Annotated in this window: 21 protein-coding genes and 1 tRNA gene; 10 read left to right on the top strand and 12 right to left on the bottom strand. The window is 56.9% G+C overall.

Features of this window, described 5'->3' with window-relative positions:
- Nucleotides 1–261 precede the first annotated feature (261 nt).
- The 4 genes from OKC42_RS19195 to OKC42_RS19180 all read right to left on the bottom strand — a co-directional run bounded on the left by OKC42_RS19195 (nt 262) and on the right by OKC42_RS19180 (nt 4,790).
- Nucleotides 262–2,193: a putative bifunctional diguanylate cyclase/phosphodiesterase gene (locus OKC42_RS19195; RefSeq protein WP_270820649.1), complete on the bottom strand. Its 1,932-nt coding sequence runs from the start codon at nt 2,191–2,193 to the stop codon at nt 262–264.
- Between the two features lie 23 nt (nt 2,194–2,216).
- A complete protein-coding gene (locus tag OKC42_RS19190) occupies nt 2,217–2,717 on the bottom strand; it encodes a molybdopterin-binding oxidoreductase (protein WP_185900135.1) in 501 nt (166 codons plus the stop codon).
- Nucleotides 2,718–2,818: 101 nt separating this feature from the next.
- The gene (gene groL, locus OKC42_RS19185; RefSeq protein WP_127008701.1) at nt 2,819–4,453 is read right to left on the bottom strand and encodes a chaperonin GroEL; all 1,635 of its coding nucleotides are present in this window, start codon (nt 4,451–4,453) and stop codon (nt 2,819–2,821) included.
- A gap of 43 nt (nt 4,454–4,496) precedes the next feature.
- Nucleotides 4,497–4,790: a co-chaperone GroES gene (locus OKC42_RS19180; protein ID WP_005340573.1), complete on the bottom strand. Its 294-nt coding sequence runs from the start codon at nt 4,788–4,790 to the stop codon at nt 4,497–4,499.
- Between the two features lie 260 nt (nt 4,791–5,050).
- On the opposite strand from OKC42_RS19180, the gene OKC42_RS19175 reads away from it, so the two are divergent.
- Nucleotides 5,051–6,385, top strand: a complete 1,335-nt coding sequence (locus OKC42_RS19175; RefSeq protein ID WP_270820650.1) for an MATE family efflux transporter — start codon at nt 5,051–5,053, stop codon at nt 6,383–6,385.
- A gap of 34 nt (nt 6,386–6,419) precedes the next feature.
- On the opposite strand, the gene OKC42_RS19170 is transcribed toward OKC42_RS19175, so the two are convergent.
- Complete coding sequence (locus OKC42_RS19170; protein WP_139747103.1) at nt 6,420–6,896, bottom strand: FxsA family protein; 477 nt, start codon at nt 6,894–6,896, stop codon at nt 6,420–6,422.
- 442 nt (nt 6,897–7,338) lie between these two features.
- Between OKC42_RS19170 and aspA the strand changes: the two genes are divergently transcribed.
- Nucleotides 7,339–8,781 carry an aspartate ammonia-lyase gene (gene aspA / locus OKC42_RS19165; protein ID WP_005340569.1) on the top strand — a complete coding sequence of 481 codons (1,443 nt, stop codon included), beginning with the start codon at nt 7,339–7,341 and terminating at the stop codon, nt 8,779–8,781.
- Between the two features lie 125 nt (nt 8,782–8,906).
- On the top strand, nt 8,907–10,226 hold the full coding sequence (locus tag OKC42_RS19160; RefSeq protein ID WP_021229055.1) for an anaerobic C4-dicarboxylate transporter: 1,320 nt from the start codon (nt 8,907–8,909) through the stop codon (nt 10,224–10,226).
- Between the two features lie 242 nt (nt 10,227–10,468).
- Here the strand turns inward: OKC42_RS19160 and tsaD are convergent, their stop codons facing one another.
- Entirely contained in the window at nt 10,469–11,482 is a 1,014-nt protein-coding gene (gene tsaD, locus OKC42_RS19155) for a tRNA (adenosine(37)-N6)-threonylcarbamoyltransferase complex transferase subunit TsaD (protein WP_005349085.1), read from the bottom strand.
- Nucleotides 11,483–11,661: 179 nt separating this feature from the next.
- Here tsaD and rpsU point away from each other — a divergent pair, with 179 nt between their 5' ends.
- The 5 genes from rpsU to OKC42_RS19130 all read left to right on the top strand — a co-directional run bounded on the left by rpsU (nt 11,662) and on the right by OKC42_RS19130 (nt 16,555).
- Nucleotides 11,662–11,877, top strand: coding sequence for a 30S ribosomal protein S21 (gene rpsU / locus OKC42_RS19150; protein ID WP_005309452.1), 216 nt, complete (start codon nt 11,662–11,664; stop codon nt 11,875–11,877).
- A gap of 15 nt (nt 11,878–11,892) precedes the next feature.
- Entirely contained in the window at nt 11,893–12,336 is a 444-nt protein-coding gene (locus OKC42_RS19145) for a GatB/YqeY domain-containing protein (protein ID WP_005349081.1), read from the top strand.
- A gap of 88 nt (nt 12,337–12,424) precedes the next feature.
- Complete coding sequence (gene dnaG / locus OKC42_RS19140) at nt 12,425–14,212, top strand: DNA primase (RefSeq protein ID WP_127008697.1); 1,788 nt, start codon at nt 12,425–12,427, stop codon at nt 14,210–14,212.
- A 183-nt stretch (nt 14,213–14,395) separates the two neighbouring features.
- On the top strand, nt 14,396–16,291 hold the full coding sequence (gene rpoD / locus OKC42_RS19135; RefSeq protein ID WP_263718854.1) for an RNA polymerase sigma factor RpoD: 1,896 nt from the start codon (nt 14,396–14,398) through the stop codon (nt 16,289–16,291).
- A gap of 187 nt (nt 16,292–16,478) precedes the next feature.
- Nucleotides 16,479–16,555, top strand: a tRNA-Ile gene (locus tag OKC42_RS19130).
- A gap of 164 nt (nt 16,556–16,719) precedes the next feature.
- Here OKC42_RS19130 and OKC42_RS19125 read toward each other — a convergent pair.
- The 4 genes from OKC42_RS19125 to purH all read right to left on the bottom strand — a co-directional run bounded on the left by OKC42_RS19125 (nt 16,720) and on the right by purH (nt 20,903).
- Nucleotides 16,720–17,277, bottom strand: a complete 558-nt coding sequence (locus OKC42_RS19125) for a cytochrome b/b6 domain-containing protein (RefSeq protein WP_127006870.1) — start codon at nt 17,275–17,277, stop codon at nt 16,720–16,722.
- Nucleotides 17,258–17,632 (bottom strand): cytochrome b562, encoded by a 375-nt coding sequence (locus OKC42_RS19120; RefSeq protein ID WP_127006872.1) that lies wholly within the window; start codon nt 17,630–17,632, stop codon nt 17,258–17,260. The genes OKC42_RS19125 and OKC42_RS19120 overlap by 20 nt, the downstream gene beginning before the upstream one ends.
- A 277-nt stretch (nt 17,633–17,909) precedes the next feature.
- Nucleotides 17,910–19,196, bottom strand: coding sequence for a phosphoribosylamine--glycine ligase (gene purD / locus OKC42_RS19115; RefSeq protein WP_005341242.1), 1,287 nt, complete (start codon nt 19,194–19,196; stop codon nt 17,910–17,912).
- A 114-nt stretch (nt 19,197–19,310) separates the two neighbouring features.
- Nucleotides 19,311–20,903, bottom strand: coding sequence for a bifunctional phosphoribosylaminoimidazolecarboxamide formyltransferase/IMP cyclohydrolase (gene purH / locus OKC42_RS19110; RefSeq protein ID WP_069554400.1), 1,593 nt, complete (start codon nt 20,901–20,903; stop codon nt 19,311–19,313).
- 415 nt (nt 20,904–21,318) lie between these two features.
- Here purH and zntR point away from each other — a divergent pair, with 415 nt between their 5' ends.
- Both zntR and OKC42_RS19100 read left to right on the top strand, forming a co-directional pair.
- Nucleotides 21,319–21,774, top strand: coding sequence for a Zn(2+)-responsive transcriptional regulator (gene zntR, locus OKC42_RS19105; protein WP_005341244.1), 456 nt, complete (start codon nt 21,319–21,321; stop codon nt 21,772–21,774).
- A 214-nt stretch (nt 21,775–21,988) separates the two neighbouring features.
- Complete coding sequence (locus tag OKC42_RS19100; protein ID WP_005340543.1) at nt 21,989–22,228, top strand: alternative ribosome-rescue factor A; 240 nt, start codon at nt 21,989–21,991, stop codon at nt 22,226–22,228.
- A gap of 104 nt (nt 22,229–22,332) precedes the next feature.
- Here the strand turns inward: OKC42_RS19100 and hemW are convergent, their stop codons facing one another.
- Both hemW and rdgB read right to left on the bottom strand, forming a co-directional pair.
- Nucleotides 22,333–23,478, bottom strand: coding sequence for a radical SAM family heme chaperone HemW (gene hemW / locus OKC42_RS19095; protein ID WP_201990783.1), 1,146 nt, complete (start codon nt 23,476–23,478; stop codon nt 22,333–22,335).
- Between the two features lie 90 nt (nt 23,479–23,568).
- A complete protein-coding gene (gene rdgB, locus OKC42_RS19090) occupies nt 23,569–24,165 on the bottom strand; it encodes an RdgB/HAM1 family non-canonical purine NTP pyrophosphatase (protein ID WP_005340539.1) in 597 nt (198 codons plus the stop codon).
- Nucleotides 24,166–24,233 lie beyond the last annotated feature (68 nt).

Below are 24,233 nucleotides of genomic sequence, written 5' to 3'. Positions count from 1 at the left end.
TGCTGCGGGAGTGGAATTCTACTCAACCGCCTTCTCGAGTCAAGCCTTATTTTCAAAGGCTTTTCGAGGTTATCGACGAGGTTGCTTGCGTTGCCGCTTGCCCTGTCGATGGAGGCGCATTATAGGGAGTGAATTCTTTCTGGCAAGGCTAAATTGCATGTTTTTTTGATAAAACCGCACAACCGTTCAAACAACAAACAAAAAGAAGAAAGTTCGAGCTAAATCACACATTCTGGAGGCGGATGACAGGCAAGCCCCCTCTCAACTCATATAAGCCATTTCGGATTGTTGACGCGCCAGCCAAAGCTCCTCCATCTCCAACAAGGTCTGATAGATTTTCTCCGCCTGCTCCGGTCGGCTGAACAGATAGCCCTGTCCATACAAGTGGATATCGGTCAGGGATCGCAGCACATCCAACTGGGCCTGTGTCTCAATCCCTTCACACACCAGACTCTTGCCCAGCATCGACCCCATCCGGCAAATATTGGCGACCAGTTCGGATGCCTCCAGTGAAGTGTCAATGCCCTGTATAAAGGAGCGGTCGATCTTCACCTTGCTGACCGGTAACTTTTGCAGATAACTCAAAGAGGAATAACCAGTCCCAAAATCGTCTAATGCCAGCAGTACCCCCTGCTGATTGAGATCCTGCATCAGTTGCAGCGAGTTCTTCACTTCCCGCATGGTGGTATCTTCCGTGACCTCCAGGACCAGGCTACGGGCAGGCAGGTGGTGCTCCATCAATGCCTTGGCCACCAATTTGAGCAAATTACGCTGGTACATGCCTGGCGAGATATTCACACACATTTGCAGATCAACCATACCAAGCTGGTGCCACTGATAGAGCTGCTCGCAAGCTGTGTTCAGCACCCAGCTCCCAACCCGTTCGGCAAGCTGGAACTCCTCAGCCACCATGATCACTTCGTTTGGCGGAATGAAACCGAGCTCAGGATGCCGCCAACGCAGCAGAGCCTCGACAGCTTCACAGCGGCCACTCTCGAGATTGACGATGGGCTGGTAATAGAGTTCCAACGCATTGTGTTCCAGCGCCATGATCATGTCCGACGCCAGATGTTTGCGCCGCGCCGTCTCGTTGAGCAGGGAGTTATCGTAAATCACATAGGGGACATGGGTCTTGCGACTATGGAACAGGGCCTGTTCCGCCCGACTCAACAACTCCTGAGTCTTGTCGCTGTCCATCGGATAGAAGGCAATTCCGATCCCGACTTCGAGCCGGAAGGGATAGTTGTCATAGACGATATCTTGCTTCAGAGCATGCAGCAATCGCGCTACCAGCTCCCTGACCTGACGCAGATCGCTGCTGCCACGCTGAATAATGGCAAATTGATCTCCCCCCAGACGTCCGCTCCACTCGCCCTCTTCGCAGAGCACTCGGATCCGGGTGGCAAACTCACAAAGCAGATAATCACCAGTGTCATAGCCAAACTTGCTGTTGATATCCCTGAAGTCGTTGATATCGACCAGCACCAGCCCAAACGGCACTTCCTGTGTGGCGTACAGTTCCATCCGCTCCAGCAAAGCAACCCGATTGGACAACCCGGTCAGCGGATCCCGTCTGGCTGCTCTGAAATGGCGACGCCCTTCATATATAAGCAGCATGCTGAGCAGCAGCACTGACATGACCAAACCGGAGACCATCAGCAACAAGGCATTGCGTAATTGGCCAAAATAGCGATCGTTCTCGGAATAGACGTTAATGTTCTTCTGCATCACAGAAGCGAGGGAGTAGGAGAGCGGCTCTTGCAGCGGGGCAAGGCGCATCATGATCTGCTGATAGTCAGATGCCCCGCTTTGCAACTTGGTGATGTCGGGCTCTATTTGACGAATATTGGTTTCAATCAGCTGCACCAGACGCAAGGTTTTCTGCTTGTCCTGCATGCTCTTGCGCAGCTGGCCGCTCAACAGTATGGGCGTTCTGCTCCAGAGAATGTCATAACGCAACATCAAGGTGTCATGATCAATCCCGCCATAGTGATAGACCTCTACCGCATTGAGGAAACGCCCGAGCTCCAGCTGCAACTGCATCAGCGCCCAGGAGACATCATAGGTGTATTTCTCCATCGCTCTGGTCGCATTCTGGATCTGCATCAGGCAATAGAGGGTGCTCCCGGTAAACGACAGGATGGATACATACAGAATGACGAGCAGTGGCCACGCCTTGGTCTTTCCTTTCACCCCATGCTCCCGTGCGGTTTTTATCAGTGCTGAATGTCTATCAAATCCAGCTGCCAAATCATCATGTCGGTATATTCGGATCGCTTCAATTCCGGATATTGATCAAGAGGCAGCATAAACCAGACCGGCCCCTTGTCACGCACCCGCATGACAGCACCATTGTCTTCCCATGCGAGAATGGGCTCGTATTTGGCAACCTTGTCCCATTCAATGCGGATCTGGAAACTGTTCAGCGCCGTCAACGTAATGGTCTTGCCATCCGCACCGACTGCAGTCAATACATCGGCCAATTTTGGGCCTCTGTAGGTGTGCGGCTTATCTACCCACGGGTTGCCGGTCACTATCTCATGTTGCGGCAAAGCCTGCAGTTTGGCCAGATCAAACAACACCTTGCCATCAACTTCGTCTGCCGACCTGATGTTGCCACCCACTTTCAGGATCACCGGCCCAGTCAGCGCCTCAGCAGCCATCACCGGCATGATGATCAATGAACACAGTAGTGTCAGCCAACCAAACATTTTCATATCGCCCCCAGATTTGCTGTCTCAACAGACTCAGTTTAGCCAGATATAAAAAAACGGCTCGCCTTGAGCGAGCCGTTTGTCAAACAGAACAAGGGGGATGATTACATCATGCCCATGCCACCCATGCCGCCCATGTCAGGCATAGCAGGGGTATCTTTCTTCGGCAGTTCGGTGACCATGCACTCGGTGGTGATCATCAGACCGGCGATGGAAGAGGCAAACTGCAGGGCGGAACGGGTTACCTTGGTCGGATCCAGGATACCCATGGCCAGCATGTCGCCATACTGTTCGCTGTAAGCGTTGTAACCGAAGTTGCCTTCGCCGTTCTTCACTGCATTGGCAATGACGGAGGCTTCTTCACCGGCGTTGATGACGATTTGACGCAGCGGGGCTTCCATGGCGCGCAGGGCAACCTTGATACCGACGTTCTGGTCTTCGTTGTCACCGCGCAGACCAGCCAGTTTGGCTGCAACGCGAACCAGCGCGACACCACCACCGGCAACCACACCTTCTTCAACCGCGGCGCGGGTAGCGTGCAGTGCATCTTCAACGCGGGCTTTCTTCTCTTTCATCTCGACTTCGGTGGCTGCGCCAACCTTGATCACGGCAACACCGCCAGCCAGCTTGGCTACGCGCTCTTGCAGCTTCTCACGATCGTAGTCGGAAGAGGTCTCTTCGATCTGCTGACGGATCTGGGCAACACGGCCTTCGATCACACCGGCATCACCCACGCCATCGATGATGGTGGTGTTCTCTTTGGTGATGACGATGCGCTTGGCACGACCCAGATCTTCCAGAGTCGCTTTTTCCAGCTCCATGCCAACTTCTTCGGAGATGACAGTACCGCCAGTCAGTACAGCGATATCCTGCAGCATGGCTTTGCGACGGTCACCGAAGCCCGGCGCCTTGACGGCAGCCACTTTCACGATACCGCGCATGGTGTTGACCACCAGAGTGGCCAGCGCTTCGCCTTCTACGTCTTCGGCAACAATCAGCAGCGGCTTGCCAGCTTTGGCAACACCTTCCAGCACCGGCAGCATTTCGCGGATGTTGGAGACTTTCTTGTCAACCAGCAGGATGAACGGGTCGTCCAGTTCAACGGAACCGGTCTCTTGCTTGTTGATGAAGTAGGGGGACAGGTAGCCGCGGTCGAACTGCATACCTTCAACAACTGCCAGCTCATCTTCCAGACCCTGACCATCTTCAACGGTGATGACGCCATCGCGACCCACTTTGTCCATGGCTTCAGCAATCAGCTTGCCCACTTTCTCGTCGGAGTTGGCGGAGATGGTGCCTACCTGAGCGATGGCATTGCTGTCAGTGCACGGCTGGGACAGCGCTTGCAGCTCGGCAACAGCAGCCACAACGGCCTTGTCGATACCGCGCTTCAGATCCATCGGGTTCATACCGGCGGCAACGGCTTTCAGACCTTCGTTGACGATTGCCTGAGCCAGAACGGTTGCAGTAGTGGTACCGTCACCGGCGGCATCGTTCGCCTTGGAAGCCACTTCCTTGACCATCTGGGCGCCCATGTTCTGGAACTTGTCTTCCAGCTCGATTTCGCGCGCAACAGAAACACCATCTTTAGTGATGGTCGGGGCGCCGAAGGACTTGTCCAGCACCACGTTGCGGCCTTTCGGGCCCAGAGTCACCTTGACGGCATCAGCCAGGATGTTTACGCCTTCCAGCATCTTGATGCGGGCTTCGTTACCAAACTTAACGTCTTTAGCTGCCATTTTTCTTCAATCCTTAAATCAATTCGGGGAAAAGGAGGATGGATTACTCTTCGACAATCGCCAGGATGTCGGTTTCGGAGAGGATCAGGACGTCCTGACCATCCAGCTTCTCGGTCTTCACACCGTAGCCTTCGTTGAAGATAACTTTGTCACCAACCTTCACGGCCAGCGCTTTGACTTCGCCATTATCCAGGATGCGACCAGTCCCCACGGCAAGCACTTCACCACGGGTGGACTTCTGGGCCGCAGTACCAGTCAAGACGATACCGCCGGCAGATTTGGCTTCAGCTTCGATGCGCTTGATGATGACGCGGTCGTGCAGTGGACGAATTTTCATCGATAACTCTCCCAAAATGAGTCTCATTGTTGCTTTGAGGAATGGCCGTTCCAGGCCAAATCGGATATGTCCCTGATGTGGGGCAGAGTTGCTAACCCTTCAAGGGCAAATACAAAAAAAATTTTTTCACGTACTATAAACATCTTCGATGGTTCAGCCATGTCCGCACTCTGGTGCAAGGTCGGTTCAAGCCGCCCAGTTTCCATGCAAGAACCTTCAAAGCCAGCTGTAGAGACGAGCCTTTGACCCGCACCAACCCCATGCTGACAGCCCCTATTCCGGTCGTACTGCGCCAGATGACGGGCCCCATGATCTTCGGCATCATCGCCATTCTGGCCTTCAATCTGGTCGATACCTTTTTTATCGGTATGCTGGGAACCGAAGCTCTGGCCGCCATCAGCTTTACCTTTCCCGTCACTTTTGTGGTTACCTCGCTGGCGATGGGATTGGGCGCCGGATTGTCAGCGGTGATCGGTCATACCCTGGGGCAGGGCAAACACGATGAGGCAGCCCATCTCGCCACCGACAGCCTGTTTCTGGCGGTGATCATGGTGGCCCTGCTCTCCGCGGGGGGCGCTCTCACCATCAATCCCCTGTTTACTCTGCTGGGGGCCAGTGCCGAGCTTATCTCCCTCATCCATGACTACATGCTGATCTGGTATCTCACCGTCCCCATGCTGGTGCTGCCCATGGTGGGCAATGCCGCTATACGGGCGACCGGCGATACCAAAACCCCCAGTCTGGTGATGGCCGTAGCCGGGTTGGTCAACGGGGTGCTGGATCCTCTGTTGATCTTCGGCATCGGCCCCTTTCCCGAATGGGGGATCCGTGGGGCCGCCATCGCGACTTCTATCTCCTGGTTGATGGCGATGCTGGTCAGCCTCTATATCCTGCGTCATCGGGAGGGCTTGCTGCTGTGGCGCCTCTCGCCGCGGGCCCGGTTGCTGACCCACTGGCGGGCGTTACTCCATGTCGCCGTCCCTGCCTCTTTTACCAATATGCTCAACCCCCTGGCCAATGCGGTGCTGATGACGATCTTTGCAGGACTGGGTACCGAGGTGGTGGCTGCTTATGGTGCCGCGTCGCGGGTCGAGGCGCTGCTGCTGATTGTGATGATGGCCCTTGCCTCCGTACTGGCCCCTTTCATCTCGCAAAACTGCGGCGCCGGCAATCCGGCCCGCGCCAAAGCCGCACTTCAGAGCTGCCTGCGCTTTGCCCTGCTGTTCCAGCTCGCCATCTATGGCCTGACCTGGCTACTGGCGCCACTCATCGCCAACCTGTTCAGCGATCATCCGCAGGTCATTCGCCTCATCATTCTCTATCTGCATCTGGTGCCGATCGGTTACGGCTTTCAGGGCATGGTGATGCTGCTGGCCTCGGCGCTAAATGGCGTGCGAGCATCCAGTATTTCGTTCTTGTTCAACGGATTGCGACTGTTTGGTTTTCTGTTGCCAGGAGCCTGGCTGGGGGCAAAGCTGGGGGGAGAACAGGGGATATATATGGGAATACTGCTGGCCAATCTGGCGGCGGGCACCCTCGCATGGTGGTATGCCCGACACCGCTTCGAGGCCTTGTGCCATCAGGGCAAACCCTGATTCAGTCACTCGCCTCGGGTTTTCGTCTCGTCGATTACTCTTTGCGCTCAAATTCGCCTTCGATGGTGGTGCCGCCCTGCTTGGCGTTCCCCAGATGATCATCGGACGGTGCGTTGCCAAACGGCGATTGAGTAGGCTGGAAACCGCCCATCTGCATCCGGAACTGGCTGCTGCCGATCAGCTTGTCAGCCAGTTTGTTACGCAGCCAGGGTTGCAGCAACAGCACACCGAAAATGTCGGTCACGAAACCCGGGATAACCAGCAGCAAGCCGGCCAACGCCAGCATCATGCCCCCCATCACCTCGCGGCCCGGCATCTCGCCCATCTGCATCTTTTGCTGGGCGCTGAACAGGGTTTTGATCCCTTCACTGCGCACCAGCGAGGAGCCCAATACCGCAGTCAGGATGAGCAAGCCGACAGTCGGCAGCGCCCCGATTACCGAGCCGACCTCGATCATCACGGTGAGCTCCAGCACAACCAGACCCACCAACAACAAAAACAACTTGCCCATATCCACTCCAGCACCGGTAAATTGAGAAAAAGTAGCGCCCATCCAACGATGGTCAGAGGCGATTTTGCCGCCCCGTCATCACCACTTTCTGCTCTGAATAAATGGGGGCAGCCCCCCTATTTTCAAGTTGGTCAACTGACTCCTACGTCATCAGCAATCTAAAAAATCAGCAAAAAGTCACAAAAACTTATAAAAATCATCATGATAAAAACTTCTTAACATATGTGTACTTTCCTCAAAGTAATTTGAAAATGTCGCAAATTTAGTGATCCACCTCTAATAACCGATACCTCAATTGGAGTAGTATATTGATTAGTTTTTCGGGAGGTCATTCTCCCAACCGCCCCACTCGATGTGTGGTGCTTCAGGATGAGCTGTGCGCAAGGAACTCGCGACCACTCGGTGAGGATTTTTCCATTTATCTGATTTCTGAGGCATTACAATGAGCGACATCAAGAACGTCCGCATTGAAGAAGACCTGCTGGGCACCAAAGAAGTTTCCAATGATCTCTACTACGGTGTGCACACCCTGCGCGCTGTCGAGAACTTCAAGATCAGCTCTCAGAAGATTTCTGACGTTCCGGAATTCGTCCGCGGTATGGTGCTGACCAAGAAGGCCGCTGCGCTGGCAAACGGTGAACTGGGTACCATCCGTCCTGAAATTGCTGACAAGATCGTAGAAGCCTGCGACCTGATGCTGAACACCGGAAAATGCTTCGACCAGTTCCCGGTCGACGTTTACCAGGGTGGTGCCGGCACCTCCGTCAACATGAACACCAACGAAGTACTGGCCAACATCGCCCTGGAAATCATGGGTCTGGAGAAAGGCCGTTACGACGTCATCAACCCGAACGACCACGTCAACAAGTGCCAGTCCACCAACGATGCCTACCCGACCGGTTTCCGCGTTGCTGTGGTCAACAGCACTGACGTGACTCTGCACGCGCTGGAGCACCTGATCGCGGCATTCGATGCCAAAGCGAAAGAGTTCAAAAACATCCTGAAGATGGGCCGTACCCAACTGCAAGATGCAGTCCCGATGACCCTGGGTCAGGAGTTCCACGCGTTCGCCGTGACCCTGCGTGAAGAGATCAAATCCATCAAGCGTTGCCAGGAGCTGCTGCTGGAAGTGAACCTGGGCGCGACCGCCATCGGTACCGGTCTGAACACTCCGCCCGAGTACTCTGCACTGGCCATCAAGCGTCTGGCCGAGATCACCGGTCGTGCCTATGTGCCGGCAGAAGACCTGATCGAAGCGACCTCAGACTGTGGCGCCTACGTCATGCTGCACGGCGCCATCAAGCGTCTGGCCATGAAACTGTCCAAGATCTGTAACGACCTGCGTCTGCTCTCCTCCGGCCCGCGCACTGCACTGAAAGAGATCAACCTGCCGGAAATGCAGGCGGGTTCCTCCATCATGCCGGCCAAGGTCAACCCGGTTATCCCGGAAGTGGTCAACCAATCCTGCTTCAAGGTATTCGGTAACGACATCACCATCACCTTCGCCGCCGAAGCCGGTCAGCTGCAGCTGAACGTCATGGAGCCCGTGATTGGTCAGGCGATGTTCGAATCCCTGAGCCTGATGGAAAAAGCCTGTATTTCCCTGCGCGAGAAGTGCGTGGAAGGTATCACCGCCAACCCGGAAATCTGCATGAATCACGTGCTGAACTCCATCGGTATAGTGACCTACCTGAACCCCTTCATCGGCCACCACGAAGGGGATATCGTCGGCAAGATCTGTGCCCAGACCGGCAAGAACGTCCGTGAAGTCGTTCTTGAGCGCGGTCTGCTGAGCGCCGAGCAGCTGGACGAAATTCTCTCCATCGAGAACCTGATGAACCCGCAATACAAAGCCAAGCGTTTCACCCGCGAAGCTGCCGTATAAGCGAGTGTGGGCCGGGATCTTCCCGGCCCATAAAGTCAGTTCCCGATTGGTCTTTATCCCCAGCCCGATCGGGAATTGGCTTTTTGCCAAATAAAAACCAAAAACTAAAAAATGGAGTTATCGCTATGATTGGAATCGAGTTACTTGTCGTGCTCGCCGCTATCTATCTGGGGGCCCGGATAGGCAGTATCGGCATCGGCTTTGCCGGTGGTCTGGGGGTACTGGTATTGACGTGGGGTCTGGGCATGCCCATCCCGAGCGATCAACTAGTCAGCTACATCCCTTGGGATGTGATCATGATCATCGCGTCCGTCATCTGCGCCATCGCCTGTATGCAACTGGCTGGCGGGATGGACTATCTGGTCTTCCTGGCAGAAAAAGCGCTGCGCAAGAACCCCAAATACATCACCTTCGCCGCTCCGGTGGTTACCTATCTGATGACCATGCTGGCCGGTACCGGTCATACCGCCTTCTCCACCCTGCCGGTGATCGCTGAAGTGGCCAAAGAGCAAGGGATCCGCCCATCCCGTCCGCTCTCCATCGCGGTTGTCGCCTCCCAGATCGCCATCACAGCCTCCCCGATCTCTGCCGCTGTGGTTGCCTTCTCCGGCATGCTCGAGCCGTTTGGTGTTGACTACCTGACCCTGCTGGCCATCTGCATCCCCTCTACCTTCCTGGCCTGTATCCTGGGCGCCTTCATTGCCAACATGATGGGCAAGCCGCTGGAGCAGGACGAAGTCTATCTGGAGCGTAAAGCCAAGGGCCTGATCAAACTGCGTGGTACTACCAAGCTCGAGATCAAACCGTACGCCAAACTGTCGGTCTGGATCTTCATCGCCGCCATCGTTGCTGTCATGGCTTATGCCACTGCCATCTCCGGTAAAGTAGGCCTGATCACCAACCCGCCGATCCCCCGTGACGGCGCCATCATGGGCATCATGCTGGCCGCGGCCACCATCATGACCTTGGTGTGCAAACTGGACGCTACTCAAGTGACCAACATGCCGACCTTCAAGTCCGGTATGTCCGCCTGTATCTGCGTACTGGGTGTGGCCTGGCTGGGTAACGTCTTCGTTAAAGGCAACATGGACACCATCCAGCTGATCGCTGGCGACCTGCTGAACCAGTACTCCTGGCTGCTGGCCGTGGTGCTGTTCTTCGCTGCCATGCTGCTCTATTCACAAGGCGCCACCACCAAAGCGTTGATGCCTGCCGCACTGGCACTGGGTGTCAGCCCGCTGACTGCGATTGCCTCTTTCGCAGCCGTGAGCGCCCTGTTTGTACTGCCGACCTACCCGACCCTGCTGGCTGCGGTAGAGATGGACGACACCGGTTCCACCCGTATCGGTAAGGCGGTCTTCAACCATCCCTTCTTCGTACCGGGCACCGCCACCATCGCCATCGCCGTGGCACTGGGCTTCTTCTTCGGCGGCATCCTGCTGTAATTCATAGCCTGCCGATCGCCAAATAAAAATCCCCGCCAGTTGGCGGGGATTTTTTTATCTCTTTACTCTGTGCTTGGCTGTCTGGCTGCGAGAGGCCTGACCTCTTATCCGGATGGCTCAACCACGGCGACAGCAGACACCACCACGGCGTGCCAGCGGCGCTATAACCATCGTTGCCGGATTGCAGGAGCGATAGGCCACCATGGTACTCACCACCACACCAGAAGGCGGGATCCGTCGGATCAGACCGGATCCAGGGTATCCAGCGGCCAGCGCGGCACGGCTTTGACTGCCAACGGCTCAAACACGCCCGCTTTCAGGCGCTGCATACCGGCGTAGGCGATCATGGCGCCGTTATCGGTGCAATATTCAGTGCGCGGATAGAACACCTCACCCTTGAGGCTCTCCATCAATTCTGCCAGCTGGGCACGCAGATGACGGTTGGCACTGACGCCGCCAGCAACCACCAGACGCTTAAGACCGGTCTCTTTCAAAGCACGACGGCACTTGATGGCCAGGGTATCGACCACCGCATCTTCAAACGCCCGAGCGATATCGGCACGGGTCTGCTCATCATCACCATTGGCGGCGATGGTGTTGGCGGTGAAGGTCTTGAGGCCGGAGAAGCTCATGTCGAGCCCGGGGCGATCAGTCATGGGACGGGGGAAGTGGAAGCGCCCGGTAGTGCCCTTCTCGGCCAGACGGGAGAGCAGCGGACCACCTGGATAGTCCAGCCCCATCAGCTTGGCGGTCTTGTCGAACGCTTCGCCAGCGGCATCGTCGATGGATTCGCCCAACAGCTGATAACTGCCGATGCCATCAACCCGTACCAGCATGGAGTGACCACCGGATACCAGCAGCGCCACGAAGGGGAACTCGGGAGCTTTCTCTTCCAGCATAGGGGCCAGCAGGTGACCTTCCATATGGTGGACGGCGATAGCAGGCTTGTTCCATGCCATCGCCAGCGAACGACCAATAGTGGCGCCCACCAGAATGGCGCCAACCAGACCCGGCCCCGCAGTATACGCGATACCGTCGATGTCATCCTTGCCCAGTCCCGCCTCTTGCAATGCGGCCTGGATCAACGGGATCGTCTTGCGAACATGATCCCGGCTGGCGAGCTCGGGGACAACGCCACCGTAGTCCGCATGCAGCTTGACTTGGCTGTATAACTGATGGGAAAGGATCCCTTTTTGATCGTCGAAGATCGCGATCCCGGTTTCGTCACAGGATGTCTCTATGCCCAATACACGCATTGCTAAAAAATTTCACTGCTAAAATGAGACGGCTATGGTAACCTTCGCGGGTTTTTTAAACCAGAGCGATCTCTGCGGGTTTACTTTCATTCCCTGTCCAGAGTATAATTTCGCACCATTTTAAGACATGCTGATCGATTGAAGGTCAGCTAACAATTTATCACTGAGGTGAAAGGCACATGCCAGTAATCAAAGTCCGTGAAAATGAGCCGTTTGACGTTGCTCTGCGTCGTTTCAAGCGTTCTTGCGAAAAAGCCGGTATCCTGTCCGAAGTTCGTAGCCGTGAGTTCTACGAGAAGCCGACTACCATTCGTAAGCGCGCCAAAGCGTCTGCTGTCAAGCGTCACGCCAAGAAGCTGTCTCGCGAAAACGCACGTCGTATCCGCCTGTACTAATCGGGAGATATTGCCGTGTCTCTGAAGGATCAACTCAAGGATCAGCAAAAACTCGCCATGCTTGCCAAAGATAAGGCACGTCTGGGAGCGATCCGCTTGTTGATGGCAGAAATCAAGCAACGTGAAGTTGATACCCGTATCGAGCTGAATGATGAGGATATCCTCGCTGTCGTGACCAAAATGGTCAAACAGCGCCGCGATTCCATCAGCCAATTTGAAGCTGCCGGTCGCCAGGATCTCGCCGACAAAGAGTCCGCCGAGATCGTTGTGTTGCAGGAATTCCTGCCACAACAGCTGACCGCAGATGAAATTGCTGCCCTGATCGAGCAAGCCATCACTGAAAGTGGTGCTGCCGTCATGGCTGATATGGGCAAGGTCATGGCTGTTTTGAAGCCGAAAATTCAGGGGCGTGCCGATGTCGGCGCCGTCAGTGCTCAGGTGAAAACCCGCTTGGCGTAACAGGCAACTCTCTTGTTTGGTCGAAGAAGCCGTGCTTCCCTTGGAATGCGCGGCTTTTTTATTTTCTCCGCAATGAAACAGGACGGTTATGGCAGGCAGGATCCCCCAATCCTTTATCGACGATCTGCTCGTACGCACAGACATAGTCGAGCTGATCGACTCGCGAGTGCGGCTGAAAAAAGCCGGTAAGAATTACCAGGCTTGCTGCCCTTTTCATAACGAAAAAAGCCCCTCTTTTACCGTCAGCCAGGAGAAGCAGTTCTACCACTGTTTCGGTTGTGGCGCCCACGGTAACGCCATCGGCTTTATCATGGAATACGACGGCCTCGAATTTCCCGATGCCATCGAAGAGCTCGCCAGCATGCAGGGCATGCAGGTTCCTCGCGAGCAGAGCATCGGTGGCTCGGCAAGCTCCCAGCCCGCCGTCAGCAAGGATCTGTTCGAGTTGATGAACCAGATTGCCCGCTTCTACGAGAGCAATCTCAAGAGTGCCCCCCACGCGGTGGAGTACCTCAAGGGACGTGGCCTGACCGGCGAAGTAGTCAAGCGCTTCAACATCGGTTATGCACCCAGCGACTGGGATCAGGTGCGCCGCCGCTTTGGTGCCAGCCGGGATCACGAGCAGTTGCTTATCTCGGGCGGCATGCTGATCACCCGTGACAATGGCCCGGGCAGTTATGATCGTTTCCGCGATCGCATCATGTTCCCGATCCGTGACAAGCGTGGCCGGGTCATCGGTTTCGGTGGTCGGGTGCTGGGTGATGGCACCCCCAAATACCTGAACTCGCCGGAGACCCCCATCTTCCATAAAGGGCGGGAGCTGTTCGGTCTCTACGAGGTGAAGCAGGCACACAAGGATCCACGCCGGATCCTGGTGGTGGAAGGCTACATGGATGTGGTGGCACTCGGTCAGTACGACATCGACTATGCGGTGGCGGCGCTGGGTACTGCAACGACCAGCGACCATATCCACACCCTGTTTCGCACCACCGCCGAGGTAGTCTGCTGCTACGACGGTGACAACGCCGGTCGTGAAGCCGCCTGGCGCGCGCTGGATAATGCCCTCCCTCATCTGCAGGATGGCCGCGAGCTGAAGTTCGTGTTCCTGCCCGATGGCGAGGATCCCGACTCGCTGGTTCGTCAGATCGGCAAGGAGGGCTTCGAAGCCCTGCTCGATGAAGCCCAGCCATTCGCCGACTTCATGTTCGAGCGTCTCGGGCGAGATGCTGCCCTCTCCGGTGAGGCAGGCAAGTTTGAAGTGGCCAACAAGGCCGCCGAACTTATTCGCCGCGTACCGGAAGGGTTTACCCGCGAAGGGCTGATCACCCGCCTATCCAGCATGATGCGTTGGGGCGAGAACAAACAACGCATCGCCGAGCTCTTTGCCCGCAACAGTCAACCCAAGGCCGAGGTAAACAAACCCAAGGCAGCCAAGCTGACGCCACTGCGGCGTGCTCTGGCACTGATGGTGCAATATCCGGCAGTAACGGCTGAGCTTCCCCCCATGCCGGAATTGGCCGGACTACGCGTACAGGGCATCAAGTTCCTGCTGCAACTGCACCAGCAGATCCTGGCACAGCCCGGTATCACAACCGGTATCCTGCTGGAACACTGGCGTGGTACCAAGGAGGGAGAGATCCTTGCTCAACTGGCCATGCACGACCTGTTCGAGGAGATCAAACTCGATCAAGAGCCGGATATTCTGGGAGAATTGCAGGACACCTTCGTCGGCTTCATCAACCAGTTTCTGAAACAGCGGATCGAAGAATTGCAGGCCAAAGTGGCTCAGGAAGGACTAAGCTCCGAAGAAACCCAAGAGCTGATGATGCTGATAAGAGAGGTGCAAATTGAGAAAAGAAATGAGAGTGGGGCTTGATATTTGAGTGATTAGTCCCAATATGGATAGCGTTGCCCGAATCGACGGGATGAAAAGCAAAATTTTTATAACCGCCTGGCCCCGACAATACTGCGGGCAGGGGTTTCTCATGACCGACGCCGCAACCAGACATAGCATGTCTGGCGGTTTTCTATTAGAATTGGCTATTTGCGCAGCAGCGCACTGTACGCGCAACCTAGCAACACCAACCGGATGAGTTCTATGGAGCAAACCCCGCAGTCTCAGCTTAAACTCCTCGTTGCCAAAGGTAAAGAACAGGGCTACCTGACCTATGCCGAGGTGAACGATCACCTCCCGCAAGACATTGTCGATTCAGACCAGATCGAAGACATCATTCAGATGATCAACGATATGGGCATTCAAGTGGTTGAAAACGCTCCGGATGCCGATGACCTTATCATGGCTGAAGGTGGTACCGCCGATGAGGACGCTGCCGAAGCAGCGGCCCAGGCTCTGGCATCTGTTGAATCTGAGATTGGTCGCACGACCGATCCCGTCCGCATGTACATGCGGGAAATGGGTACCGTCGAACTGCTGACCCGTGAAGGCGAAATCGACATCGCCAAGCGGATCGAAGACGGTATCAACCAGGTACAAAGCTCCGTAGCCGAGTACCCTGAAGCAATTACTTACCTGCTCGAACAGTACGACAAGTATGAAGCCGAGCAGCTCCGTCTCTCTGACATCATCTCTGGCTTTATTGACCCGAACGAAACTGAAGACATGGCACCTACCGCCACGCATATCGGTTCCGAGCTCGGCGAAGACGATCTGGCCGACGAAGATGAAGAAGACGAAGAAGACGAAGACGAAGATGGCGACAGCTCTGACGACGACGGTGACGGTGGTCCAGATCCGGAAGTCGCTCGCGAGAAGTTTGGCGAACTGCGTGCCCAGTATGAAGTGACCCGCCTCTCCATTCAGAAGAATGGTCGCGCGCACGAAGATACCCAGGCCGCCATTGCCCAGCTGGCCGATGTATTCCGTCAATTCCGCCTGATGCCCAAGCAGTTCGATCGCCTAGTCAACAACATGCGTGAAATGATGGAGCGCGTCCGCGTGCAGGAACGCATCATCATGAAGCTCTGCGTTGAGCAGGCCAAGATGCCGAAGAAAACCTTCGTCGCAGCCTTCACCAACAACGAGTGTGAAACTGCCTGGTTTGAATACCAGAAGCAGGCTGGCAAAGCCTGGTCTCCCCGTCTGGTTGAAATGGACGAGGATATTCAGCGCGCCATCGGCAAGCTGCAGCAGATTGAAGAAGAGACCGGTCTGTCGATTGCCCAGATCAAGGATATAAACCGTCGCATGAGCATCGGTGAGGCCAAGGCCCGCCGTGCGAAGAAAGAGATGGTTGAGGCCAACTTGCGTCTGGTTATCTCTATCGCCAAGAAATACACCAACCGTGGTCTGCAGTTCCTGGATCTGATCCAGGAGGGCAACATCGGTCTGATGAAGGCGGTAGACAAGTTTGAATACCGTCGTGGCTACAAGTTCTCGACCTATGCTACCTGGTGGATCCGTCAGGCCATTACCCGCTCCATCGCGGATCAGGCCCGTACTATCCGTATCCCGGTGCACATGATCGAGACCATCAACAAGCTCAACCGTATCTCCCGTCAGATGCTGCAGGAGATGGGTCGTGAACCGAACCCGGAAGAGCTGGCCATGCGTATGGGCATGCCGGAAGACAAGATCCGCAAGGTACTGAAAATCGCCAAAGAGCCTATCTCCATGGAGACGCCCATCGGTGATGATGAAGATTCCCACTTGGGCGACTTTATCGAAGATACCACCCTGGCTCTGCCAGCGGATGCCGCGACCAGCGAAAGCCTGCGCAACGCCACCCGCGAAGTGCTGGCTGGCCTGACCGCCCGCGAAGCCAAGGTACTGCGGATGCGTTTCGGTATCGACATGAACACTGACCACACCCTAGAGGAAGTGGGCAAACAGTTCGACGTTACCCGTGAGCGTATTCGTCAGATCGAAGCCAAGGCACTGCGTAAACTGCGCCACCCGAGCCGCTCGGAAGTGCTGCGCAGCTTCCTGGACGAATAGTCCTGACCCTGTGTCAAACTGCTCTGCCAAAGCCCCGCCATGCGGGGCTTTGTTTTGTCTGGCATTTACCCTTGCGACCCGCTTTGCACCCTCTATCGACCTGGACAATTAGTCGCCAAGTGGTTGATATGCCTATAGACTGCCCTTTCCTCTTCCCCTATAATCCACGCCGCTAAACGCACAATTTGGCCCCTTAGCTCAGTTGGTCAGAGCAGTCGACTCATAATCGATTGGTCGTGGGTTCAAGTCCCCCAGGGGCCACCAAATTGAAAAAGGCCGCTCATGATGAGCGGCCTTTTTGCATCTGCGGATCGAGCAATGTCCCGTGATAAGCTCGAGGAGGTCATAGAAAAGACCCGCCATGGGCGGGTCTGGGCAGGGTCCGGATCAGGCGCCTCACTCAGAGACAAGGAGCCTAATGCTGAGCCTCAGGTTTGCTCGTTGCTGCCGCTCTGGATGGATGAGCGACGCCTGATGGCAGGCAGCATCCGGGTGACCAGATTGCTGCGCTGACGCCAGGAGGTGAAGACGATGGCCAGCAGGTGCAGACCAATCAGCCCCTGCAGTGCCACCACGCACCATTCATGCCACTCGTCAGCCCCCAGTTCAAATCCAGTCTCGGTATTTTGAAACCAGCCGCTGCCTGCTGTCGCCAGCACAACCAGCCAGAGCGCCCACACGGCCAGCTTGCCGCTGCCGTGATGGCCCGGTGCCGGAGGTTGCCGCTCACGCATCTCGCGCGCTTGCTGGCGAAAATCCTCACCGCTGGGGATGAGGGCACCAAGGCGAGCGTAGCCACGGGCGAAAGTGAGCCCCCAGAGCAGACGCAAGGAGACCAGCCCAATGGCGCCGTAACCCAGCCACTCGTGCCACTCCTCCCCCGCTTCGTTAACCCAGAGGTTGGCGATGCAGACCGCAGCCAAGCCCCAGTGGGTCAGGCGAACCAGCGGATCCCAGCGAAAGGGCTCACCCTTTTTGCTTGGCATATTTGTGGTACTCCTTCTTCAGGTCGTTGACCTTGGCCAGATGTTCGCGCGCCTTGGCCTCATCACCCGCCTTGAGTGCGGCCAGGCTGGCGTCCAGCTCGATCTGTACCTCGTTCATCCCTTCAAGGAATTTCTCTTTCTTGGCAGCCGGCATGTTCTTCTGCTTGGCCACATCCAGCTGGGCCTTCATCTCGTTGATGTGCTTCTCCATGGTGGCTGCATCATCAGCCTTGACGGCCTGCTTGTAGTTGAAGCCAATCTTCTTCATCGGCTGTTCCAGATCACCCGCCACGGCAGGCAGGGTCATCAGGCCAAACATCAGGGGCAGCAGCAGGGGGCGGACGGTTTTCAACATGGGATTTCCTTATATAACGACATGCTCGAATTGTTAGGGGTACTTATGAATCCAAACAAGAATTCATCACCAGCATGATGCCATGACTCATGGTGAAACGTTTGTGAAAAATGCTGTTTTTTGTGGCAAATAGTGACGGATATGCCGCGCTTGTTTGCGCTTGGTAACTGATTGAACGCAGTTAACGCGCACCATGAGGATGGTTGAAAGCGGTAAGCAGGGACAAAAAACCCCGCCGTAGCGGGGTCTGAATCAGCTGGCCAATGGCTTGCGTCAGTTACTCCTGTTCGCGAGCAATGGCACGCCAGCCGATATCCTTGCGGTAGAAGACGCCATCCCACTTGATGCGGCCAGCGAGCTGATAGGCACGCTGCTGGGCTTCTGCCACAGTGTGGCCGAGGGCGGTTGCGCACAACACGCGGCCGCCAGCGGTCAGGCTGGTATCGCCCTCCAGACGGGTACCGGCATGGAACACCTTCTCACCCGCCACTTCATCCACCGGCAAGCCGCTGATGGGGTGGTTGGTGCTGTAATCGCCGGGATAGCCTCCCGCCGCCAACACCACGCCGATGGCGGCGCGGGGATCATAGATGGCCTCTTTCTGATCCAGCTTGCCTGCGCAAGCGGCCAGGCAGAGCTCCACCAGATCGGATTGCATCCGCAGCATGATGGGCTGGGTCTCGGGATCGCCGAAACGGCAGTTGAACTCGATCACCTTGGGATTGCCTGCACCGTCGATCATCAGACCGGCGTAGAGGAAACCGGTGTAGACGTTGCCCTCAGCCGCCATGCCGCGCACAGTCGGCATGATCACCTGCTCCATCACGCGTCGATGTACCTCGGCGGTCACTACAGGCGCCGGGGAGTAAGCCCCCATACCGCCGGTGTTGAGGCCGGTATCACCGTCGCCAACCCGCTTGTGATCCTGACTGGTGGCCATCGGCAGCACGTGCTCGCCATCGACCATGACGATGAAGCTCGCCTCTTCCCCCTCCAGAAACTCCTCAATCACCACCCGGGAACCCGCTTCGCCAAAGGCATTGCCGGAGAGCATGTCGCGCACCGCGTCTTCCGCTTCCTGCAAGGTCATGGCGACAATCACCCCCTTGCCCGCCGCCAGACCATCGGCCTTGATGACGATGGGGGCGCCCTTCTCGCGCAGATAGGCGAGCGCAGGCTCCACTTCGGTGAAGTTCTGGTACTCGGCGGTCGGAATGGCGTGACGGGCCAGGAAATCCTTGGTGAAAGCCTTGGAGCCTTCCAGCTGGGCAGCGGCAGCAGTCGGGCCAAAGATCGGCTGACCGGCGGCGCGGAAGGCATCCACCACCCCTTTCACCAGCGGCGCTTCCGGCCCGACGATGGTGAGGCCGACCTGCTTCTCTTTGGCAAAAGCCAGCAACCCTTCGATATCGGTCGCCTCGATGGCGACGTTCTCGACACCCGGCTCAAGCTGGGTGCCTGCATTGCCCGGCGCCACAAAAACGTGACGTACCAGTGGGGAGTGTTTGGCCTTCCAGGCCAGAGCGTGTTCGCGGCCACCGTTGCCAATGATCAGTACTTTCATCGTATCGCTCGCTTCTATTTGTGGTCACCGGACGGCCACTCGGGCCGTCAGTCAGTGGAAATAGTCAGTTGAAAAGAGACAACAAAAGGGCCGCCATCGGCAGCCCCTGACCCATCAATGACGGAAATGGCGCATGTTGGTGAACACCATGCACATACCGTGTTCGTCGGCGGCATCGATCACCTCCTGATCGCGCATCGAGCCACCCGGCTGGATCACGCAGGAGATACCGGCCTGCGCGGCAGCATCAATACCGTCGCGGAACGGGAAGAAGGCATCGGAGGCCATCACGGAGCCCGCCACGGTCAGCCCTTCGTCCGCCGCCTTGATACCGGCGATTTTGGCCGAATAAACACGGCTCATCTGGCCTGCACCGACGCCGATGGTCTGGCCATCTTTGGCGTAGACAATGGCGTTGGATTTGACGAACTTGGCCACTTTCCAGCAGAACAGCAAATCTTGCAGTTCGGCCTCGGTCGGCTGGCGCTTGCTGACCACGGTCAGGTCACCCAGCGTCACCATGCCGAGATCCCGCTCCTGCACCAGCAGGCCGCCGTTGACGCGCTTGAGGTCAAACCCTTGCGCCGGAGCCGTCCACTGACCGCATTCGAGCAGACGCACGTTCTGCTTGGCGGCGACCGCATCTCGGGCCTCCTGGCTGACGGTCGGGGCGATGATCACTTCGACAAACTGGCGGGCAACGATGGCAGCGGCAGTGGCGCCATCCAGCTCACGGTTAAAGGCGATGATGCCGCCGAAGGCAGAGGTGGGGTCGGTCTGGTAGGCACGATCGTAGGCACTCAGCAGGTCGCTACCGATGGCCACACCGCAGGGGTTGGCATGCTTGACGATGACGCAGGCCGGCTCGTCGAACTCCTTCACACACTCCAGCGCCGCATCGGTATCGGCGATGTTGTTGTAGGAGAGCGCCTTGCCCTGCAGCTGGATAGCGCTGGAGACAGAACCCGGAGCGGCATGCTCTTCGGCGTAGAAGGCGGCAGCCTGATGGCTGTTTTCGCCGTAACGCATGTCCTGCTTCTTGATGAACTGGCTGTTGAAGGTGCGCGGGAAACGGGACTCCTCGTCACCCTCCTTGTTGTCACCGTAGGAAGGAACCATGGTGCCGAAGTAGTTGGCGATCATGCCATCGTAGGCGGCGGTGTGCTCGAAGGCTGCGATGGCAAGATCGAAACGGGTCGCCAGTTTCAGGCTGTTGCCGTTGGCATCCATCTCGTGAATAACCCGATCATAGTCGGCAGCCTTGACGACGATAGCGACATCTTTATGGTTTTTGGCGGCAGAACGCACCATGGTCGGACCGCCGATGTCGATGTTCTCGACCGCATCGGCCAGAGTGCAGCCCGCTTTGGCCACGGTTGCAGCAAAGGGGTAGAGGTTGACGACAACCATGTCGATGGGGGAGATAGCGTGCTGGGCCATGATGGCGTCATCCTGATCCCGACGGCCGAGGATGCCGCCATGAACCTTGGGATGCAGGGTCTTGACCCGGCCATCCATCATTTCAGGGAAACCCGTGTAGTCGGAGACCTCGGTCACCGGCAGACCCGCCTCGCCAAGCAGCTTGGCGGTACCGCCCGTGGAGAGCAGGGCAACACCACGCTCGTTGAGTGCCTTGGCAAATTCCAGAATGCCAGTTTTGTCAGACACACTCAGCAGTGCACGGCGAATGGGTCGAGCTTGTTCCATCACACTATCGTCCTCAACATAACGGGGACCGTTCCATGGGAGGCGAGGCTCAACACAGAGAGTCCCCAAATAAATGGAAGTGGGGGATTTCGCAAACCACTCTCGCCCCAACATCCGGCAAAAGCGTTTTAAGAAATGCCCGCTTGGTGCGGCGCTCTGTTATGGGCGCGTATTCTACACAAAAAATGTGACCTGTGGTGGATTTTTTGAAACAGCAAAGCCTTATTTGGCGCGGCGTTAAACGTTTTCCACTTGATTTCCTCGAAACGTTTTCACTTTCAGTGTTTTATGGGAAAAAGGGTCGCCAGGAGATGTTTATCTGCCCCTTTTATGCCCTTGGCTGGCAATCCATGGGCAAAGGGGTGATAGTGGATTCCGGTTTTTGTTGCGGCATACATTCAAGGGGAGAGAGAGCATGTATCGGATCGGTGAACTGGCCAAGGCGTGCGGGGTCAAGGCAGATACCCTGCGTTTTTACGAGAAGAACGGGCTTATCTCACCGGGGATCCGCAACGAATCCGGCTACCGCCTCTACAGTGAACAGGACAAGCGGCGGCTGGAGTTTATTATCCGCGCCAAGTCGGTGGGATTCTCGCTGGCCGATATCGGCGAGCTGCTCGACCTAGATACCAACAAGGCCAAAGTCACCTGTCAGGAGGTGAAAGCAGTGGCCGACACCAAGCTGGCCCAGGTGGAGCAGAAGATCATCGAACTGACCCGCTTTCGCGACAATCTGCGCGAGCTCTCCAATATCTGCTGCGGCGGCCCCCGCTCGGCGGAGCACTGCGCCATCCTCGAGACGCTGGAATCTGGTGCCCCAGCCCATCACGAGCACCACAGCCACGACCAGCATGACCCGGTTCACGGCTGACATGGTATGCCTGACTGAGCGTGCCTGGCTCAGTGTGACTGACTCGGCGCGCCCGATGCATTGCTCCGGCGGCGATTTGGTGACAAAATCGCCGCGTTTTTAACCGGTGCAAGTGCATCCGGTTGCCGGGCGCTCAGCTGAACAGGCGCCCGCAGCGAAAACCGCCATCCAGACACAAGAATCAACACACCAAGAGAAAAGAAGAGGAGCCATCATGGCCAAAATTCGGGTCGACCAACCCGCCCTCCCCCGTGAGGAAAATGCGCAAGGGGGCAACTATGCCCATCAGCGCGGCGAGATAAAGGATAACCATCTGCATGCCCTGCTCTCCGATCCCCTGTTTCGCAGCCGGGTCGAGCGCAACAAGAAGGGCAAGGGGAGTTACCAGCGCAAGGCCAAATTCGGCAAGCGGTGGGAGCCCGGCCAACAGCAGATGATCCGCGTCTGCTGCTGAGCGGGTTTCTACCGACCATAAACAATCAGGGCGCCAATGGCGCCCTGATTGTTTTGACAGAAGAAGCGATTTGGCAACGCTAACTCACAGCCTCAACAGGCCGCTCACTCATCCATAAAGAGTTCGAGCAATACGTTCAGATAGCGATGGCCGAGAGAAGTGAGCTGCCAGCTATCCCCCAGATCCTCGATAAGCTCCTTGCTTTGGGCGATGGCGAGCACCGTCTCTACCCGCTCCAGCGGCAAGCCAGTATAGGCCTCGAACTCCGCCTTGGGAGCAGGTTCAAACAGGCGGAAGCGGTTCATGAAGTATTCGAGCGGCAGATCGTCTGCCGTCACCTGCCACTGCTCGTCCAGATAGGGGCGACTCTTGTCCAGATACCCTTTTGGATGCTTCACCTTGGCGGTGCGCAGGATCTGTTGGTTCGCGAGATCGGTCACCTTGCCGTGGGCGCCACAGCCAATCCCCAGATAGTCGCCGAAACGCCAGTAGTTGAGGTTGTGATGGCACTGGTAGCCCTCTTTGGCATAAGCCGAGATCTCGTACTGGCGATAACCGCTGGCGGTGAGCATGGCGTGGCCCTGCTCGTAGATGTCCCACAGGGTGTCATCTTCCGGCAGTTTGGGCGGTTTGGAAGCAAATGCTGTGTTCGGCTCTATGGTGAGCTGATACCAGGAGAGGTGCGGCGGGGCGCAGTCGATAGCCTGCTGCAGGTCATAAAGGGCATCATCCAGACTCTGATCCGGCAGACCGTGCATCAGATCCAGATTGAAGGTAGGCAACTTGATGGCATGGGCCAGTGCGGCGGCCTTGCGCGCCTCTTCCGGGCCGTGAATGCGGCCGAGGCGGGTCAGCTTCTCCTGCTGGAAGCTCTGCACGCCGATAGAGATGCGGTTGATGCCGGCGCGCTGGAAACCGGCAAACTTGTCCGCTTCCACCGTGCCCGGGTTTGCCTCCATGGTGATCTCGCAATCTGCGGCGAGCGGAATACGGGCCCGCACCCCGTCCAGCAAGGCTTGCATCGCCTCCACCGTCAACAGGCTGGGGGTGCCGCCACCGATAAAGATCGAGGAGAGCGGCCGCCCCTGTGCCCACTTCAGATCCTGATCCAGATCCTCCAGCAGGGCGGCGACATATTCGAGGTGAGGCAACTCCCCCTTCTGGGCATGGGAGTTGAAGTCACAGTAAGGGCACTTCTGGACGCACCAGGGCACATGAATATAGAGAGAGAGCGGCGGCAGTTGCAGCATGGGGCTTCCAATAAAACGGGGGCTCAAGGCCCCCATTGTAGATGACTATGTGTAATTGACCGTGTGTAACCGACAAGGTGGCGAATTGGCTCAGTGCGCCGCAGCCAGCGCCGCTTTGAGCTTGGCCAGCGCCTGACCGCGATGGCTCAGCTGGTTTTTCAGCTCGGCGGGCATCTGGGCGGCGGTGCAGTCGTGATCCGGCACGAAGAAGACCGGGTCATAGCCGAAACCATGCTGACCGCGCGGCTCGTCGATGATCATCCCTTCCCAGCTCGCCTGACAGATGATGGGGGTGGGATCATCGGCGTGGCGCATATAGACCAACACACACCAGAAGCGGGCGCTCTTCAGGTACTCGGGGGCACCTTGCAGCTCGCCGAGCAGCTTCTCGATGTTGGCCTTGTCGCCGGCACCCACACCGGCAAAGCGGGCGGAGTAGACGCCGGGGCGCCCTTGCAGCAGATCGACTTCCAGACCGGAATCATCGGCCACGGCGGGCAGACCGGTAATGCGGGCGGCGTGGCGGGCCTTGATGATGGCATTCTCGACGAAGGTGGTGCCGGTCTCATCGGCATCGGAGACCGCAAACTCGCTCTGTGGGATCACCTGGATCTTCATATCGGCCAGCATGGCGGCCAATTCCTTCACCTTTTTCTGGTTACCTGTTGCCAGGACAAGCTTGTTCATCGAGCACCTCCGCAAAAATAATCTGCGCATTCTATGCGGCGCAAGCGTTTAGTAAAAGCGTCAATTAC

Origin of the sequence: Aeromonas sp. Y311-2, from assembly GCF_027706025.1 — a bacterium.
GTDB classification, from domain to species: Bacteria; Pseudomonadota; Gammaproteobacteria; order Enterobacterales; family Aeromonadaceae; genus Aeromonas; species Aeromonas veronii.
Note: the sequence above shows the minus strand (reverse complement) of the source record. Positions and strands in the feature narration are given on the sequence as shown.